The 17,261-nt window shown below is 60.8% G+C and carries 15 protein-coding genes and 1 tRNA gene; 3 read left to right on the top strand and 13 right to left on the bottom strand.

Features of this window, described 5'->3' with window-relative positions; translation table 11 throughout:
• Positions 1 to 192 precede the first annotated feature (192 nt).
• The 3 genes from ACI38B_RS03155 to ACI38B_RS03145 all read right to left on the bottom strand — a co-directional run bounded on the left by ACI38B_RS03155 (position 193) and on the right by ACI38B_RS03145 (position 3,871).
• Complete coding sequence (locus ACI38B_RS03155; RefSeq protein ID WP_439729491.1) at positions 193 to 1,152, bottom strand: tetratricopeptide repeat protein; 960 nt, start codon at positions 1,150 to 1,152, stop codon at positions 193 to 195.
• A gap of 249 nt (positions 1,153 to 1,401) precedes the next feature.
• Positions 1,402 to 2,403: a hypothetical protein gene (locus ACI38B_RS03150; RefSeq protein WP_439729490.1), complete on the bottom strand. Its 1,002-nt coding sequence runs from the start codon at positions 2,401 to 2,403 to the stop codon at positions 1,402 to 1,404.
• Position 2,404: 1 nt separating this feature from the next.
• A complete protein-coding gene (locus ACI38B_RS03145; protein WP_439729489.1) occupies positions 2,405 to 3,871 on the bottom strand; it encodes a hypothetical protein in 1,467 nt (488 codons plus the stop codon).
• A 143-nt stretch (positions 3,872 to 4,014) separates the two neighbouring features.
• Here ACI38B_RS03145 and ACI38B_RS03140 point away from each other — a divergent pair, with 143 nt between their 5' ends.
• A complete protein-coding gene (locus tag ACI38B_RS03140; RefSeq protein WP_439729488.1) occupies positions 4,015 to 5,013 on the top strand; it encodes an FKBP-type peptidyl-prolyl cis-trans isomerase in 999 nt (332 codons plus the stop codon).
• Between the two features lie 142 nt (positions 5,014 to 5,155).
• Here the strand turns inward: ACI38B_RS03140 and nucS are convergent, their stop codons facing one another.
• The 10 genes from nucS to ACI38B_RS03090 all read right to left on the bottom strand — a co-directional run bounded on the left by nucS (position 5,156) and on the right by ACI38B_RS03090 (position 14,648).
• Positions 5,156 to 5,860 carry an endonuclease NucS gene (gene nucS, locus ACI38B_RS03135; protein WP_439729487.1) on the bottom strand — a complete coding sequence of 235 codons (705 nt, stop codon included), beginning with the start codon at positions 5,858 to 5,860 and terminating at the stop codon, positions 5,156 to 5,158.
• A gap of 244 nt (positions 5,861 to 6,104) precedes the next feature.
• Positions 6,105 to 6,416 carry a F0F1 ATP synthase subunit epsilon gene (locus ACI38B_RS03130; RefSeq protein ID WP_033506114.1) on the bottom strand — a complete coding sequence of 104 codons (312 nt, stop codon included), beginning with the start codon at positions 6,414 to 6,416 and terminating at the stop codon, positions 6,105 to 6,107.
• The gene (gene atpD / locus ACI38B_RS03125) at positions 6,416 to 7,900 is read right to left on the bottom strand and encodes a F0F1 ATP synthase subunit beta (protein WP_015451075.1); all 1,485 of its coding nucleotides are present in this window, start codon (positions 7,898 to 7,900) and stop codon (positions 6,416 to 6,418) included. The genes ACI38B_RS03130 and atpD overlap by 1 nt, the downstream gene beginning before the upstream one ends.
• 8 nt (positions 7,901 to 7,908) lie before the next feature.
• Positions 7,909 to 8,829, bottom strand: a complete 921-nt coding sequence (locus tag ACI38B_RS03120) for a F0F1 ATP synthase subunit gamma (RefSeq protein WP_439729486.1) — start codon at positions 8,827 to 8,829, stop codon at positions 7,909 to 7,911.
• A 3-nt stretch (positions 8,830 to 8,832) separates the two neighbouring features.
• A complete protein-coding gene (gene atpA / locus ACI38B_RS03115; protein ID WP_339562671.1) occupies positions 8,833 to 10,461 on the bottom strand; it encodes a F0F1 ATP synthase subunit alpha in 1,629 nt (542 codons plus the stop codon).
• A 78-nt stretch (positions 10,462 to 10,539) separates the two neighbouring features.
• Complete coding sequence (locus ACI38B_RS03110) at positions 10,540 to 11,367, bottom strand: F0F1 ATP synthase subunit delta (RefSeq protein WP_439729485.1); 828 nt, start codon at positions 11,365 to 11,367, stop codon at positions 10,540 to 10,542.
• A 19-nt stretch (positions 11,368 to 11,386) separates the two neighbouring features.
• Positions 11,387 to 11,914, bottom strand: a complete 528-nt coding sequence (locus tag ACI38B_RS03105) for a F0F1 ATP synthase subunit B (protein ID WP_015451079.1) — start codon at positions 11,912 to 11,914, stop codon at positions 11,387 to 11,389.
• A 64-nt stretch (positions 11,915 to 11,978) separates the two neighbouring features.
• A complete protein-coding gene (atpE, locus tag ACI38B_RS03100) occupies positions 11,979 to 12,209 on the bottom strand; it encodes an ATP synthase F0 subunit C (protein ID WP_015451080.1) in 231 nt (76 codons plus the stop codon).
• Between the two features lie 221 nt (positions 12,210 to 12,430).
• Positions 12,431 to 13,243, bottom strand: coding sequence for a F0F1 ATP synthase subunit A (atpB, locus tag ACI38B_RS03095; protein ID WP_015451081.1), 813 nt, complete (start codon positions 13,241 to 13,243; stop codon positions 12,431 to 12,433).
• A 292-nt stretch (positions 13,244 to 13,535) separates the two neighbouring features.
• A complete protein-coding gene (locus tag ACI38B_RS03090) occupies positions 13,536 to 14,648 on the bottom strand; it encodes a homoserine O-succinyltransferase (protein ID WP_439729484.1) in 1,113 nt (370 codons plus the stop codon).
• A gap of 1,751 nt (positions 14,649 to 16,399) precedes the next feature.
• Here ACI38B_RS03090 and ACI38B_RS03085 point away from each other — a divergent pair.
• Together ACI38B_RS03085 and ACI38B_RS03080 are read left to right on the top strand one after the other, a co-directional pair.
• Positions 16,400 to 16,476: transfer RNA gene (locus ACI38B_RS03085), tRNA-Met, on the top strand.
• A gap of 230 nt (positions 16,477 to 16,706) precedes the next feature.
• The gene (locus tag ACI38B_RS03080; RefSeq protein WP_439729483.1) at positions 16,707 to 17,009 is read left to right on the top strand and encodes a hypothetical protein; all 303 of its coding nucleotides are present in this window, start codon (positions 16,707 to 16,709) and stop codon (positions 17,007 to 17,009) included.
• The last annotated feature ends 252 nt before the right edge of the window (positions 17,010 to 17,261 follow it).

Raw genomic sequence — 17,261 nt, 5'->3', positions numbered from 1 at the left:
GTGCGGCCCTCCACTATACCGACATGTGCAGACGACATGCGCAAACGCACCCGTAAGCGCACGCACCCGATGGAGTCCGCGCCTCATGCGCAGGCATTGCGACGTATCAATTCACCGGCACCTCAGCGCGTATGCGCGCCAGCGCCTCAGCACGCCGACGCGTCAGCACCCCGCACCGCAGCACGCCGACACTCAGTACATCAGCGTTGCCAGCCGACGACGTGCGCGCTTCAGCCGCTCATCGCCCGGCTCGGGAATGGCGAAATACTCGAGCAGACGCTTGCGCACCGGCTCAATCTGGTCGCGGTGACCGGCAGCCAGATAATCCAGCAGCCGCCCGAACGCGTCCTCAATCTGTCCGCCGATCATGTCGATATCAGCGACCGCCAACTGGGCGTCAACATCATCAGGATGTTCCGCCGCAGCCGCCCGGACCGCGCGTACATCAGCCGCACCGGAACGGGCAAGCAGCAAGGCCTTCGACCGCTCACGCGCAGCAACAGTATCCTGCGGATCTGATTCCAACACCCGCTCGTACGCCGCTGCCGCACCGGCATAATCACCCTCCTGCGCAAGCCGGTGCGCCTCGGCGTGCTGCGGCGGCACACTCTCGGTCTTCGCATCCGCCGCCTGATTGGCATCGGCATCCGGATCGCCGGAATACGGCGCCGAGCCGGCGACACCCGCCTGATGCGCGACATCGATGATTTTCGGAATGACCTGGTCAACGAGCTGCTGCTGCTCTTCAGCACTGGGCAGACCCTGCAGCAGAGGCATCGGCCGCCCCCCGATCAACCCGAACAGTGCAGGCACACCGCGCACTTGCAACGCCTGCGCAATGCTCTGCGCCTTCGACACATCGATACGTGCGAGCTGAATCTGGCCATTGAGCTTGTTGACGGCGTCGCCGAGCGCCTTGGCCATCGGGAAGAGACGGTCGTCGCTGGGAGTCCACAGCAGCATGAGAATCGGGAATGTCGCCGACGTCTGCACCATCGCTTCGAAGGTGTTCTCGGTGACGTCGATCACATACCCCCCGGCGGAAGGAGCCCCGCCTGCCTGCCCCGGTTCCGCGGCCACCTGATGCTGCATCGATTCAAGATCAACCGCCCCGGCGAGCGAAATACCCGGGTTGAACTTCTGGTCTGCCATGTCGCCTCCATGATCCTTTGCCTAGCGACGCCGACCGGCAGCGTCGACTGGCAATCCTTCGATACCATTCAAGATACCGTGACGCCACGTCGTACGCGTCACCTTCTTCGCGAAGCTAAAGCCCGCATTCTGCCGGAGCGTGCTATCCCTGACACCGGGATACGCGCGATTTCCCCGCATCCTGGTGCGCCTGCCATGCAGTCCGCAGCAACAACCCGCCGGACAGACAAACCGGCGAGCAATACTGCGCTACAGCGCCTCCACCTTGACCGGCTGACGCTCCGCGCCCACCGCGGTGATCTTCTGATGCGAACCGGCCGGCGGCACATACATGGCGACAACGTTTACATACGTGACTTTCATCGTGCTGGTGGCGGTACCGTTCCCGAACAGCGCTTTTTCGGAGTCCGACGCTGGCTGAGACTCGCGCCCCTCGCCCGCCTGACGAGTCCATTCCGAATTAATCTGCGCGACTACGAGATCGCCGCCGTCGCTCGAGCGCATGACCTTGATCTGGCCGGCAGCCGCTTGGAAGGTCTGTTGCTGCGTGCCCGCATTGCGTTCCATGCCCTCCTGAACCGTCTGGGACAGCTTGGCGAGCTCCTGACGGAAGTAATCGTCGGCGAACTTCGAAGCGTATTTGCTCGCCGAACCGTTCTGGAGCACATCAGCATACTCGGCGACCGCCTTTTCAGGCGTCGTCACCAGACCGGTGTCTTTCGCCGTGCCCATCTGGGCCCCGATTGAGGGAATGGCGAACTTCGGCAGCTTCGCCCCTTGGAAGAGTCGTGCTACGCCCCACAGCTTGTAATTGCTGCGCGCGCTGTCCTGAACCATCACAAGCAGACGCTGGGACTGCTGGTCGGACGTGGTGGTTGTGATGGTGAAAATCGAACGGGGCCATCCAGAATCCGTAGGGATGACGGCCTGCGTCATTTTGGAAGGGATGTTGGTTTTCGCATCCAGCGACCCTGTGGATTGGGCGATGGTGATTTCGCTGGTACGGATGGCCAGTTCAGGCCCGGACATGCGGGTATCGAGCCCGTCCACGCTTTTCGCCTCATTCGCCGCGTTCACGACTTTGAGGATGTTCGCGCGGATTTTCTTCTCCTGGGCTTCGGTCACATCCGGCTTGTCCGTATGCTCGGCGCTGGCCGCCGGCTGGGGAACCTGTCCCTCGCATCCGGCGAACGTCATCAGGCAAGCCGCGGCGAGCACTGCCGTCACTGCTTTGGTGATACGTGAGGTCATGCTACTCCTTGGATTCTTCGTCATTATCGTCGCCGTCGGCGGAACCCCCGTCCGTCTCCTCCTGCTGCGACGCCCACCGTGCGAAATACGCCTGCAATTCCTTCGGATCGATGACCGATGTGGCTTCGGCGTTCACCGGTGCCGGGGCATGGGTGCGTGCATGCCGGAGCGTTGCCGGGCGGGATTCGTCCGCCTCCGGTGCAGTACCGTCGGCGGCCTGATTCTCTGCTCCGTCCTGTTGCGATGCCACGGATGCTTGCGATTCCTCCGCCCCCGGCTGCGAGGACGATGCGTTGTGGTCAAATTGCCCAGCGCTGCCGAAATCGATGTCCCCATCCGGATACCAGACGGTGTCATTATGCAACGAAGCATACGAATGCGCGGCTTGGGACTGCTCCTGCACCGGCTGCGACTGTCCGTCATGCCTGGCGTGACGCGAATGCTTATGCGGCTGGAAGGCGACGGGCGCAGACGCCGTCTGAGCCGGTTCGATCCGCTGTTGCATGTCTGCCACAAGATTGCGCGACATCGGATCGACCACCACCGGTTCGGCAACAACCTGCCCGTTCCCCTCAGCTGGCGAGTCGTCCGTTGCCTGATGCTCCTCTTGGTCTGAGGATTCGACGGCGGATTGCGCCGCCGCCCCTGGGGCATGACGCTTCCTGGGCTTATTGCTCTTACGAGGTGCAAACGTGCGTTTGATGATGCTCAGGCTCCCTGCGAGCGCCTCCGAGAAGCTGATTTCATCGGGGTCTTTCGGCTTGGGTTCGCCGGGGACCTTGCGGCGCTTGGTGTCCGGCATCGCGAATACGGATGCGGACAGAACAGTCATCAACGCAAGCAGGGCGGCGATGAAGTAGAACGGCGTCGCGAAATCGGGAAGCTTCGCGCGCACCCAATGGACCGTCACCGAGGTGCGGGCAGAATTCGAGCCGGTGTCAATCAGCGCGATGACGTCTGAAGATGTTGCGCGCGATGTCAGGGAAACATTGCCTGTGCCGCATTTGACCGACTGCCACATATCCGATGATTCGAATTCAACGGCCGAGTCCTGCGCGGCGGAACTCCCCGAGGCTCTCTGCGTGGACGTGGTCAGAGTCTGCCAGTCCGACATGCCGGTGATGCGTGTGTATTTGCTCCCGGCCAGCCATCCGGCGGCATCTTTTCGTGTGGACAATGCGATACACACACGCGTTTTCGACGAGTTGGCATGGACAACCAATGTGGAGCGTTCCGCAACCATGGACAGGACGCCCGGATCCGTCATCGCGTATCTGCCGGAAACTTTTGCCGATGCCGCAATCTCGCTTGACGGGCGCCAAATCGTGGTGTTCAGCGCGCCGAACACCACACATGCGACGGCGAGCAAACCGAACACCGGTGCGACGATGCCACGCATGATTCTGGCATGATGAGACGGCCGTTCGAATACGGCATGCTCTTCGTGTGATTCATGTGTCTTCGTCATAACGCCACTATTCTACAGGCACCACCTCACTTCACCGGGTTGCGCGCGATACCTCCACCCTACCGTCGCACAGTCCGTTCGCAGGTTGCGGCAGGTAACGAAGGCGACCGGCGATATCATGGTCGGCCGCTAGTGTGGTGAATATGCGTATTTCCCCCAGACTTCATCACGCCGCCGCCAGCCTTGTTACCGCGCTGTGCGCCGCCGGCATGTGCCTCGGCATCGCGGCATGCGGTTCAGGCAGCTCCTCGTCTTCATCGTCTTCCTCGGCATCCGCCAGCTCCAGCGCGTCAAGCACAAAACTCAACAAAATCGCCGGAGTCACAGCGACCGGCGACCCTGGCAAGAAGCCGACCGTGAAATTCCACACCCCCATGACCGTCCAAGACAATACCTACGCCGTGCTTCAGCAGGGCAACGGCGAGACGATCAAAGAGGGCGACCGTCTGTGCGCCCAAGGCATCGCGCTCAACGCCAAGGACGGCTCGCAGATCATGAGCACGTGGGAGAAGAACACGCCTGACTGCTCAATCGTCGTGAACGAATCCTCCACGAACACCGCCTATTACGAGATTCTCAAAGGGCAGAAAGTCAACACGACCATCGCGTTCGGCGTCAATGACCAGAACTCGTCCGGCACGTCGTATCTCATGGTGCTGACCATCATCTCCCGTACGAAGGCCCTGACCCGTGCGGAAGGCAAAGCCGTCACCGACATTCCGGCTAACTTGCCGAAGGTCACGCTCGCCAGCAGCGGCAAGCCGTCGCTCAATCTCAACGGGTATAAGCCCGACGGCAAACTGGTCGTCCAGACCCTGATCAAGGGCGACGGCGCCGCGGTGAAAGCCACTCAGACCGTGGATGCCCAGTATTCCGGCTGGTACGCGGACAGCAACGGCAAGCTCCACCAGTTCGATTCCTCCTGGAGCCGCGGGTCATCCTCGCAGTTCTCGCTCTCCCAAGTCATCACCGGATGGAAGACCGGTTTGACCGGGCAGACCATCGGGTCGCAGGTGCTGCTGGTGATTCCGCCGGATCAGGGTTACGGATCGACTGACCAGACGGACAGCACCACCGGCAAAGTGACCATCCCAGCCAATTCCACACTGTATTTCGTGGTCGATATCCTCTATGCCTACTGATTGTCGGCGGATTTCCGGCGATTGTCTACAATCCGCGGGGCCGGTGGAGGTGACACCATTTGCGTCACCTCCACCGGCCCCACTTATACAAACTGGTTGCGCTAAGCGCCCGTTTAGCGTAACCAGTTTGTGTATTGGGGACTTAGAAAAGGCGCAACGTCCCGTCTTCCTGACCCTTCATATCGTCATAATCCAAAATCATGCACTCGAAGCCACGCTCATGGGCGAGCGTCCTGGCCTGCGGGGTGATGGTCTGCGCGGCGAAAATACCGCGGACGGGCGCGATTAGCGGATCGCGGTTAAGCAGCTTGCAATACCGGGTCAGCTGCTCGACCCCGTCGATTCCGCCATGCCGCTTGATTTCAATCGCCACATGCGTACCATCGCCGTCGATCGCCATGATATCGACCGGCCCGATCGCCGTTGGATATTCTCGTCTGACCAGCTTGGCGCCTTCGCCAATCCGCTCAATCTGCTCGGCGAGATACCGCTGTAGATGGTCCTCGACGCCGTCCTTGACCAGACCCGGATCCTCACCCAAATCATAGGTATCGTCAGCGTAGACATGCTGCAAGGTGATTTCCAGCACGTCATCGCTTTTCTCGGCGCATACGCGCAGCACCCTCTCAGGAACCGGCGTATCAGGGTCATCGTCGGCGTCCGGCGGGTCAATCTGCCGGATTGTGCACGGGGCCGCCATCCAATTCAACGGTTTGTACGATCCGAGTTCTGAAAATATCAGGACGCTGTTATCCGCTTTCACCAGCAGCACGCGCTTGGCCAACGGGAGCGACGCGTTGAGCCGTCCCGAATACTGCGCACTGCAATCCGCAACAATGATTCTCACATCCGACAGCCTAACAGCACCACCGCCGACACGGCCGCAAACGCCGCCGCCCGGTGATGTAAACGCGCCCCAACAGAAGCTAGAAGCTCCGCTCCAACAGCGCACCCCTACCACCTCAGAAATCCAGCACTCGGTACCCCAATCCATGCAACCCCAACAACCGCAACAACCCCAGTCCACAGCATGCAAAAGGCCGGCCCGTCACAATGTGACAAGGCCGGCCCAAAGCCGAAACGAGGCCTAATCAGGCTTCCTGTCCGTCGCCTACGGCTGCGGAACCGGAAGTCGGGACCACGTCATGTCCGCGCTCAACCGCAACGGTGAGTTTGTTCGAATCGAAGGAAATGAATCCGTCGGTGACATCGAAGGAATGCCGTACGCCATCAGGGTCCACCACCGCGATCGTGCCGTCCTTGATGACGGTCAGCACCGGCTCGTGGTTAGGCAGGATGCCCATCCCGCCCTCGGAGGCGGGGATGGTGACGGACTTCGCCGTGCCGGACCACAACGGGCGGTCCGCCGCGACGATGTTCACCTGCATGGTCGCGCCCGCCATCAGTCGCCGTATTCCTTCTGCATGTCGTGCCACTTCTTCTCGAGGTCATCGATGCCGCCGATGCCGGAGAACGCCTGCTCCGGGACGTCGTCATACACGCCGTCGCAGATGCGGGTGAAGGCCTCGATGGTCTCGTCGGCCGGCACGTAGGAGCCCGGGCGACCGGTGAACTTCTCGGCCACGTAGAAGTTCTGGCCGAGGAACTGCTCGATCTTGCGGGCACGGTTGACGATGGTCTTGTCCTCTTCGCCGAGCTCGTCGATACCGATCAGGGCGATGATGTCCTGCAGCTCCTTGTTACGCTGCAGAATCGCCTTGACGCGGTTGGCGCACTCATAGTGTGCCTGGCCGACATAGCGCGGGTCGAGGATTCGCGACGTGGAAGCCAGCGGATCGACAGCCGGGTAGATACCCTTGGCCGCGATATCACGCGAAAGCTCGGTCGTTGCGTCCAAATGGGCGAAGGTCGTCGCCGGGGCCGGGTCGGTGTAATCATCCGCAGGCACGTAAATGGCCTGCAGCGAAGTGATCGAGTGGCCGCGGGTCGAGGTGATGCGCTCCTGGAGCGCGCCCATCTCGTCGGCGAGGTTCGGCTGGTAACCCACTGCGGAAGGCATACGGCCCAGCAGCGTGGAAACCTCGGAACCGGCCTGCGTGAAGCGGAAGATGTTGTCGATGAACAGCAACACGTCCTGGTTCTGCACGTCGCGGAAGTACTCTGCCATGGTCAGTGCGGTCAGCGGGACACGCAGACGGGTCCCCGGGGGCTCATCCATCTGGCCGAAGACCAGCGCGGTCTTGCTGAGCACGCCTGCCTCCGCCATTTCACCAATCAGATCGTTGCCCTCACGGGTACGCTCGCCGACGCCGGCGAACACGGACACACCGCCGTGGTTCTGGGCCACGCGCTGGATCATTTCCTGGATCAGGACCGTCTTGCCGACGCCTGCGCCGCCGAACAGGCCGATCTTGCCGCCCTGTACGTACGGGGTTAGCAAATCGATGACCTTGATGCCGGTTTCGAACATCTGGGTCTTGGACTCCAGCTGGTCGAATGCCGGCGGATTGCGGTGGATGGGCCAGCGTTCCTTGACCTCGATATGCTCGTCAGGCTTCTTGTTGAGGATGTTGCCCGAGACATCGAACACGTGCCCCTTGGTGACATCACCGACAGGAACCTCGATTGGGCCGCCGGTATCGGTCACTTCGGCGCCACGCACCAAGCCGTCAGTAGGCTTGAGCGCGACCGCGCGCACGGTGGAATCACCGAGGTGCTGTTCGACCTCCATGGTGATCTGGTGAAGCGTCTCGCCCTCGGTGTTGCCCACACTGTTGAGCTTCACGGTCAAGGCGTTGTAGATGTCGGGCAGGTGGCCTACCGGGAACTCGACGTCGATGACGGAGCCCTGGACGCGCGTCACGCGTCCGACGTTCGTCGCTTCGACGTCGGTTTCGGAAGCCGCTGTGGTCTGGTTCTCAGCCATATGCGTTCCTACTCTTCCTCTTTGTTCAGCGCATCGGCGCTGCCGATGATTTCGGTAAGTTCTTGGGTGATCGATGCCTGGCGCGAGGCGTTGAGCTTGCGCGTCAGCTCGTCGACAAGGTTGCGTGCGTTGTCCGTTGCCGTGTGCATGGCGTTCTGCCGGGATGCCGTCTCCGATGCGGCCGAAGTCAGCAGGCACTCATGGATGCGTGACTGGATGTACTTCGGCATGATCGCGTTGAGCACCTTTTCCAGACTCGGCTCGAAGGTGTACAGCGGGGTCGCCTGAGCCGCGGTGGACTCGGGGATCGGGCCGGAGTCCTGCCTAGCTTCCGGCACGACTTCGACCGGCAGCATGCGCAGGACGCGAACCTTCTGCACAACCATGTTCACGAATTCTGTGAACACGATATACAGTTCGGATACGCCGCCCTTGTTCGCAGGCAGCATGTACGCGTCCAGCAGGGTCTTGGAAATCGACTCGGCGACCTCCACACCCGGCTTGTCGCTGTCGCCTTCCCACGAGGCCGCCACCTTGCGGTTGCGGTACTTGTAGTAGGTGACGCCGCGACGGCCGTACACATACAGCTGCGGCTCCTTGCCCTTGTCCGTGAGGCGGGCGAGCAGGGATTCCGTTTCCTTGATGATCGACGAGGTGTACGCACCGGCCATACCGCGGTCCGACGTCAGAGCCAGCACGGCTACGCGCGGGTTCTTTTCGTCGGACTTCACGATCGGATGGTCGATATGGGTGTGCTCCGCCAACGCTTGCACGGCATCGAAAATCGCATCGCTGTAAGGCTTGGCGTTGAGCGCCACCTCACGCGCCCTCGCGATGTGCGAGGACGCGATCATCTCCTGGGCGTTGAAGATCTTCTCCAACGACTGGGTTGAGGCGATTCTTGATTTCAATGCGAGTTGCGAGCCCATGGGTCACTTCTCCCCTGCGACGATCTTTTCCTGCTCGACCGGGGTGTCGGTCTTGGCGACGGGCTTCTTCTCGATGAGCGGCTTGCCGGCCTTGGTCACATACGTGGCACGGAAATCATCGATGGCCTTTTCAAGGGCCTTCTCCGTGTCGGCGGTGAAATCGCCGGTGTCACGAATCGTCGTAAGAATGTCCGTGTTATGCGCCACGTAGTCCAGCATGCCCTTCTCGAACGGCAGCACGTCCGCGAGCTCGAGATCGTCGAGCTTGCCATGCGTGCCGGCCCAAATCGAGACGACTTCCTGCTCCATCGAGTACGGGGACATCTGCGGCTGCTTGAGCAGCTCGGTCAGACGAGCGCCACGGGTCAGCTGCGCCTTGGATGCGGCATCCAAATCGGAGGCGAACATCGCGAAGGACTCAAGCGACTTGTACTGCGCGAGCGAAATCTTCAGCGTGCCGGAAACCTTCTTCAACGCCTTGGTCTGTGCCGCACCACCGACGCGGGACACCGAGATGCCGACGTCGACAGCCGGGCGCTGGCCTGCGTTGAACAGGTCGGACTGCAGGAAGATCTGGCCATCCGTAATGGAAATCACGTTGGTCGGAATGTACGCAGACACGTCGTTCGCCTTGGTTTCGACGATCGGCAGACCGGTCATCGAACCGCCGCCCAGATCGTCGGACAGCTTGGCGCAACGTTCCAGCAGACGGGAGTGCAGGTAGAACACATCGCCCGGGTAGGCCTCGCGCCCCGGCGGGCGGCGAAGCAGCAGCGAAATCGCTCGGTAGGCTTCAGCCTGCTTGGACAGATCATCAAACACGATGAGCACGTGCTTGCCGTGATACATCCAGTGCTGGCCGATCGCCGAACCGGTGTACGGGGCGATGTACTTGAAGCCTGCGGAATCCGATGCCGGGGAAGCCACAATCGTCGTGTACTCCATGGCGCCGGCCTCTTCGAGGCTCTGACGCACGGAGGCGATGGTGGAACCCTTCTGACCGACAGCCACGTAGATGCAGCGCACCTGCTTCTTCGGGTCTCCGGACTTCCAGTTGTCCTTCTGATTGATGATGGTATCGATCGCGATGGCGGTCTTGCCGGTCTGGCGGTCGCCAATGATCAGCTGACGCTGGCCGCGGCCGATTGGGGTCATCGCGTCGATGGCCTTGAGGCCGGTGGACAGCGGCTCGTCGACCGGATGACGGTGCATCACGTCCGGGGCCTGCGCCTCGAGAATACGACGGCCTTCGCTCTTGATCTCGCCGAGGCCGTCGATGGGCTGGCCCAGCGGGTTGACTACACGGCCGAGGTATCCGTCACCGACCGGCACGGACAGCACTTCGCCGGTTCGGCGGACTTCCTGGCCCTCCTCGATGCCGGCGAAGTCACCGAGGATGACCACACCGATCTCGCGGGCGTCAAGGTTGAACGCCAGACCAAGCGTGCCGTCCTCGAAGGTCAGCAGCTCATTGGCCATGCAACCAGGCAGTCCCGTCACATGCGCAATGCCGTCACCGCAAGTCGCGACATAGCCGACCTCCTGGGTCGGATTGTCAGACGGCTTGTAGGACTCGACGAAATCGTCGAGGGCCTTGCGTACCGCGGCGGGATCAATGGTAAGTTCTGCCATGATCACTCCTTATTGTTCTTGTTCATGAAAGTCTTTCGCGTTTGCACGCGTACTGACTCGTCTGTGTCACACGCCTGTTCAGGCGGTGACCTGCACGCTGCGCTTGAGCTTGTTCAGCTGGGCGATCACCGTATTGTCGTTGACCTCGTGGCCAATCTGCACGCGCATGCCGCCCAACACCGTCGGATCCACAACCGAATTGATGTGCACGGCATGGCCGGTGCGCTTGGTGTAGATCTTGGTCAGCCGGTCAATCTGCTCGTCAGACAGCGGGGCTGCGGTGGTCACGGTGACCATCGATTCGCCCATATGCCTCGACAGCTTGTTGATCAGCCACTGGATGGTGGCAAGGTAACGACGGTGCCGCGGGTTGGCCGTGGCATGCTCGGCAAGGCGCATGGTGACTTTGCTGATCTCATTGCCGGACAACACGTTGTGCAGCAACGCGATGCGCGCCTCAGCCGAGGAATGCTCGTCGTACAGACGGGTGCGAACCACCGGCATGTTGAGCAGGGCCGAATGGAGTTCGGCCAGCTCGACGGACACCTTCATCGTGGTTCCAGTCGCATCCGCGTAGTACATCATCGCGTCCACGCCGAAATCCTCGACCGCGTTCGCGATATCATGCGGCTTACTCCAGCGGCGCTGCACCAGATCGTCAAGGATCTCAACGGTCATCGGATGCGCTTTGCCTTCAAGCAGCGTGTGCACCATGGTGGTCTTGTCGGCAGCGGGACGTGCGGGGTCGGTCAACGCCCGTTCGACCTGGACATTGTGGTCGAGCAGATCGGTGACGGCGAACAGCTCGTTGCCTACGCGCCAGGCATCCTCACCGGTCGCCTTGAGTTTCGGCGCCAGCGAGTCACGCGAGACGCGGTCTGCGATGCGTGATGCCTCTCCTCGCATGTGATCTCACTTCCTTCGCTTACTTGTTGCTGTCTGCATCCATCTCGTCGATCATCTTGTCGAGCATCTGCGTCTGGGTGGCGCTCGAGCTCAACTCGGATCCGAGAATCTTGCCTGCCAGAGCCGTGGCCAACGTGCCGACCTCGCCCTTCAGGCTCACCAGAGCCTGCTTCTGCTGGGATTCGATCGAACGCTGGGCGTTCTCGGTGATCTGGGCCGCATCGGATTCAGCGCGCGAACGCGCATCGGCGATGATATGGGACGCTTCGGCGCGGGCGTCGTCGCGGATCTTCGATGCCTCGACACGAGCCTGGCTGAGCTGGTCCTCATACTTCTTCTTGGCCTCGTCAGCGTCTTTCTGCGCTTTCTCAGCCTGAGCCATACGGCCTTCGATTTTGGCCGCACGGGCGTCGAAGACAGCCTGGAACTTCGGCATGACGTACTTGTAGAAGCAGACCGCGATGACAACGAGAATGACCAATGACCACACGATGTCATACGTTTCAGGCAAAAACAGCGAAATACCGCTTTTCTCTGCCAGTGGCATGGGTGTTCTCCTTTCTTGCTCGGGTTTCTACTTGACTATTGGTGAAGCTTGCGTTCGCAGATGCTCACTTAGCCATGACGAAGGCGACGAAGCCGAGCAGGCCGAGCAGCTCGATCATTGCCAGACCGATGAACATGAGGGTCTGGATGCGGCCGGAGACCTCAGGCTGGCGAGCGGTGCTCTCCAGGGCCTTGCCGACCAGGATGCCCATGCCGATGCCAGGGCCGATGGCGGCGACGCCGTAGCCCAGAACGCTGATGTTGCCTGCAACCTCGGCGAGAGTGATGATATCCATGTGTTGTCCTTTCTTACCGAAATCTGACATGGTACACGGTCCCGCGGCACGGGACCGAAGTGTGTTCTGCACGGCGCCCCAAGACACCGGTGCATTCGCTTGATTCAATTATTGCGCATCGCTGTCACGATGCCGGGCAGGACACGGCCGCTATGGGCGACCGCGCCTGGCACCGTTGCGATCCTTTGCACGACGCGTATGGCGCGCCGGGCACGGTCGAATTACTCAACCTCCGGATAGCTCTGGTTGATGTACACCGTCGAGAGGATCGCGAACACGTACGCTTGAAGCGCCGCGACGAACATCTCGAAGCATACGAACGCGAAACCGCCCAGCAACCACAGTGCGCCGACGGGCTTGATGCCCCAATTCGGCGACTCAATGAGATAGAACTGGGTGAACGCCAAGCAGGTCGCGACCAGAAGGTGGCCTGCGATCATGTTGGCGAAGAGTCGGACGGTCAGCGAGAACGGGCGAATGATCAGTACCTCGAGCAGGTTGATCGGGCCGAGGATGATATCGATCGGCAGGGGGACCCCTGGAGGCATGAGCTCACCGCGCAGGTACTTGAAGAATCCCTTCTCCCTGCAAGCGGCAATCCAATACTGCACGAAAGTCCACAGTGCGAACACGAGTGGCATCGTCACCGTTGCGGTGGCCGCCATATTCATGCCGGGGATGACACCGCACAGGTTGAACGCGAAAATCGTGAAGAACAGTGTGGTAATCATCGGCACATATCGGCGTCCGCGCTCCTCGCCCATCACCTGATAGACGATATTGTCGCGGACGAATTCGAGCAGCGTCTCGATCAGTCCCTGCCAACGACCCGGAACGAGCTTGGCACGTTTCGCCGTGATGCACATCACCAGCAGCAGCACGATAGTGGCAACGATTCGAATAAGAATGATGCGGTTAATGGCGAACGGCGTGCCCTGGAACAGGATCGGATCGGGAAGAAAATCGTCGATCGAGGGCAGTTCAGGACCCGTCTTGGCCGCGAGCACGAGCTGCGCGCTGACTTGTGACACCATCTACGCCTCCTACTTCTCGTAACAGCTGTCAGTTTAGCCCAACGCCCTGAGCGAATGTGACCGGAAGATTTCGGCGCAAACTTTCATGGCGTGGCGAGTAGGTCGGGCGCCGACGGGGCCGGCACCTGCCTTCGACTCCGAACGGCTACGTGGAGATTGTACGACGTTTTCCTGCGGCTTGGTAACAATTCTTTCACAATCTCGAACCGTTTTTAGATAAAACGACCCGAATTGCCGAACGCTACGCAAGACGTTGCTGTCCGATATCCGGACAGCGTGCACAGGTCAGCAGTCAGGCATCGGCGCCGTCGGCAACAGGGCCGGCGGGAGCGGGCAACGTCGCGGAACGCACGCGTTCGTCCTGAGCATAATCGTCCTTAATCAGGCCATAACCGTCCTTGATCAGCGGGGCGTACCCGTCGCCTCGCGGCGAACCTGGCGCATGACGAATCGAACGATCCGTTCCCAAACGCTTCTCCGCACGCAATTGCGGGACTTCACGCAGGTCGTACGGCGTGGTCTGGTAGACCCAATTCAGCCAGTTGCGCCAGAGCAGGTTCGCGTGGGAGCGCCAGCTGAACAAGGGCTCGAGCTTTGGGTCGTCGTGCGGGAAATAGTTCTCCGGGAACGGCACGTTGGTCAGTCCCTTAGCCATATCACGCTCGTATTCCTCAGCGAGCGTCATCTTGCCGTACTCCCAGTGGCCGAGCGCGAACACCTCGGAGAAGTCGCGCGTCGCAATCAAGCCGGGGCCGGACTCCGGACCCCACGTGAGCACCTGGAGGTCGGGATTCGCCGCGATATCGTCCTCGTCCACGCCGGCGAGCCGGGAATGCGGTTGCAGCGCGATTTCGTCGAAACCGTTGGTCAGGAAGCAATACTCGTCCTGCAGATACTGCGGATAGACGCCGAACAGCTTCTGCGGCAACAGATGCTTGCGCACGCCGTACCGGTAGTGCAGAGCGCCCATCGCACCCCAGCACAGGTACATCGTCGAGAACACGTGCGAACCAGCCCAGTCAAGAATCTCCTTGAACTCGTCCCAGTAATCGACCTGGTCGAACTCCAAGTGCTCCACCGGCGCGCCCGTGACGACGAAGCCGTCGTAATAGTTGTCGCGGAACGCGTCGAGGTTCTCGTAGAACTTGACCAGATGGTCGGCGCTGACATGCTTGGACTCGTGGGTCGAGGTCTTCATGAAATCAACCTCGACCTGCAGCGGCGACTTCGAAATCAGCCGTAGCAGCTGGGTTTCGGTCTCGATTTTCTTCGGCATGAGATTCAAGATCACCAGGCGCAGCGGGCGCACACGCTGGCGCTCAGCTTCAGGTTTCTCCAGCGCGAAAATGCGCTCGGAGTCGAGGATGGCACGTGCGGGCAGGCCGCTTGGAATCTTGATAGGCATGGTTCCATTATCACCGTTAAGCTGATATGTGTTTGACGTCGGCTGAAATGTGACCGGATGGTGGGGTTTGGGGCGGGGTGCGGTAGGGCAAGGTGTGGTAGGACGGGGTGCGGTAGGGCGAGGGCGAGGTAGGGCGGGGTGCGCGATTGCCGGCGGGCGGGGACGGGTGAGGCGCGACCGCTGACTGCACCGCGGCAGATCACGTACACAGGTCAGAGTGCGAGCCAATCCTCACACAACGACCCCCGCGCCCTCCCCGCACACTGATCCCCGCCATCGCACGCCCCACCATGTGAGGAAATCCTCACACAACGCACCCCATCGCCGTACAACCAACCGATTCCAGCCACCCAAACCGCCACCATGTGAGGAAATCCTCGCACAACGACCCTTGGCGTCGCCCGGATAGCTGATATCGGCTGCCGAACAGGTCACCATGTGAGCCAATCCTCACACAATGCCGGTGCCACTGCACACCCAACCAAATCCCGTCATCTCACCCCGCCGTCATGTGAGGAAATCCTCGCACAACGACCCTTGGCGTCGCCCGGATAGCTGATATCGGCTGCTGAACAGGTCACTGTGTGAGCCAATCCTCACACAACGCACCTCATCGCCGTACAACCAACCGATTCCAGCCACCCAAACCGCCACCATGTGAGCGAATCCTCACACAATGCCGACGCTGCCCCTCCAGAAACCTCAATCCAGCCCGTCTCAGAGGCCATGGTGCGAGCCGCTCCCCACACTGGCACCATTGCACGGTGGCGGATGGCCGATCCGCCACCGTCAAGTCATAGAGTCGCATGGCGCGTATCCTACGGCATACTCAACTTGCGGAACATCACCGCGAACAGCTCAATCAGGCCAACACCTGGCACGTTGTGTACGCCACGACATACACAACTTGCGGAATATCGACGGTCGCCATGCGGAACTCTCCGGATACAGCCACCCGCGTACGCCACGGCATACACAACTCGCCAAACACAGCCGGCAGCGACGCGATACCGCCAGCATCCAACCGGTCGCGCATGCCGGCACATACGCAACACGCAAAATCCCCCTGCGTCCCCTCCCAAACCCACCAGCATCCGCGGCAATACGCATGCCGATACATACACAACCGGCGGAACACCACCGGGCACAACCCCAACCATCCGACAACCGGCAACTCACGCATGCCGGCATATACGCAACGTGCGGCAGACCCGCGGTCACCATACGGAACTCTCCGGATACAGCCACCCGCGTACGCCACGGCATACACAACTCGCCAAACACAGCCGGCAGCGACGCAAGACCACCAGCATCCAACCGGTCGCGCATGCCGGCACATACACAACACGCACAATCCCCCGCACCCCTCCCAAACCCACCAGCATCTGCGGCAATACGTATACCGCGGCATACACGACCGGCAGAACACGACCGTGAAAATCCCAAGCCCACCAGAAACTAGAACGTCGCGCATGCCATGACATACGATTCTTGCGCAATGCCCTTGGCAGGACAACGATTCCGCACACTTACGGCTGAGCAAGCATGCCACGACATACGCCGACCAACGCCGTCAACGCGCGAACACACGACCACACAAACCGGCAACCACACAAACCGGCAACCATGCAGCGAACCAACCGTCGCCGTCACAGCAGCTTCCCCGCAATCCGCTGTGGGCTGAACGGCACGCCGATTTGACAATTCCCCGTCGTCCTATAAAGTAGATGACTGCTGCTTGAAGCAGCCGACGCGGGGTGGAGCAGCTCGGTAGCTCGCTGGGCTCATAACCCAGAGGTCCATGGTTCAAATCCATGCCCCGCTACCACATCAATGAAACCGTGATTCGACATTCGTCGGTCACGGTTTTTGCGTATCCGGCCGTTCTCGCCGCCCGAGGCATCCAGTCAGCGCTTATCCACGGCGCAAGACCGACGCCCCGGCACCGCGAACCGCCGAGTACGGATGTTGCCGGTTCGTCCTGAGAAACGCCTCAGACGACATCGGCAGAGAGACGAAGAGACGACTGAATACAGGGAAGCAAATAAGAGGGAATCAATGCGCATTTCGCAACCGTTGCAGCCCATGGCACCGCTGATTGTGCTCACGTTGGGGTCGCTGTCGACCGTATCGCTCGCGCAAGGCATCGTTTCTTTGACTTCGGGCGCGAGCATCCCAAGCATCATGGAAATCGTCGCTGGTCTGATCGGCATCGCGCTGAGCGTGTGGATCATCGCCGCGATGCGGTCGACACGCATTCAAGACGAAGAAGACGAAGAAGACGATGAGGACGACGAATCCGAGGAAATCAACGGCAAGAACCTTGAGAGCAGCAGTGCCGATCCGCAAGTCGGCGAATAGTCATCGCGACTATCGATTGCTTCGAAGGCATTGCGGATCTAATGGCATCGCCGCTGCAACGAAAGCGGATAGAAGCCAAAGGCCTTGACGCCAATCCCGGCAGGCTTTGCACCGCAGGCGCGACGGGGTATCCATTGCGGAATCCGTCACACAGTTGGATTGTCGGTTCCACCCGTTGACATGACGGGGCGTTCACGGCGGAATCCGTCACACAGTTGGATTGTCGGTTCCACCCGTTGACATGACGGGGCG

The organism is Bifidobacterium sp. (genome assembly GCF_051876855.1).
Taxonomy (GTDB): Bacteria; Actinomycetota; Actinomycetes; order Actinomycetales; family Bifidobacteriaceae; genus Bifidobacterium.
The sequence above is the reverse complement of the archived record's forward strand: the minus strand, read 5'-3'. Positions and strand labels throughout refer to the sequence as shown.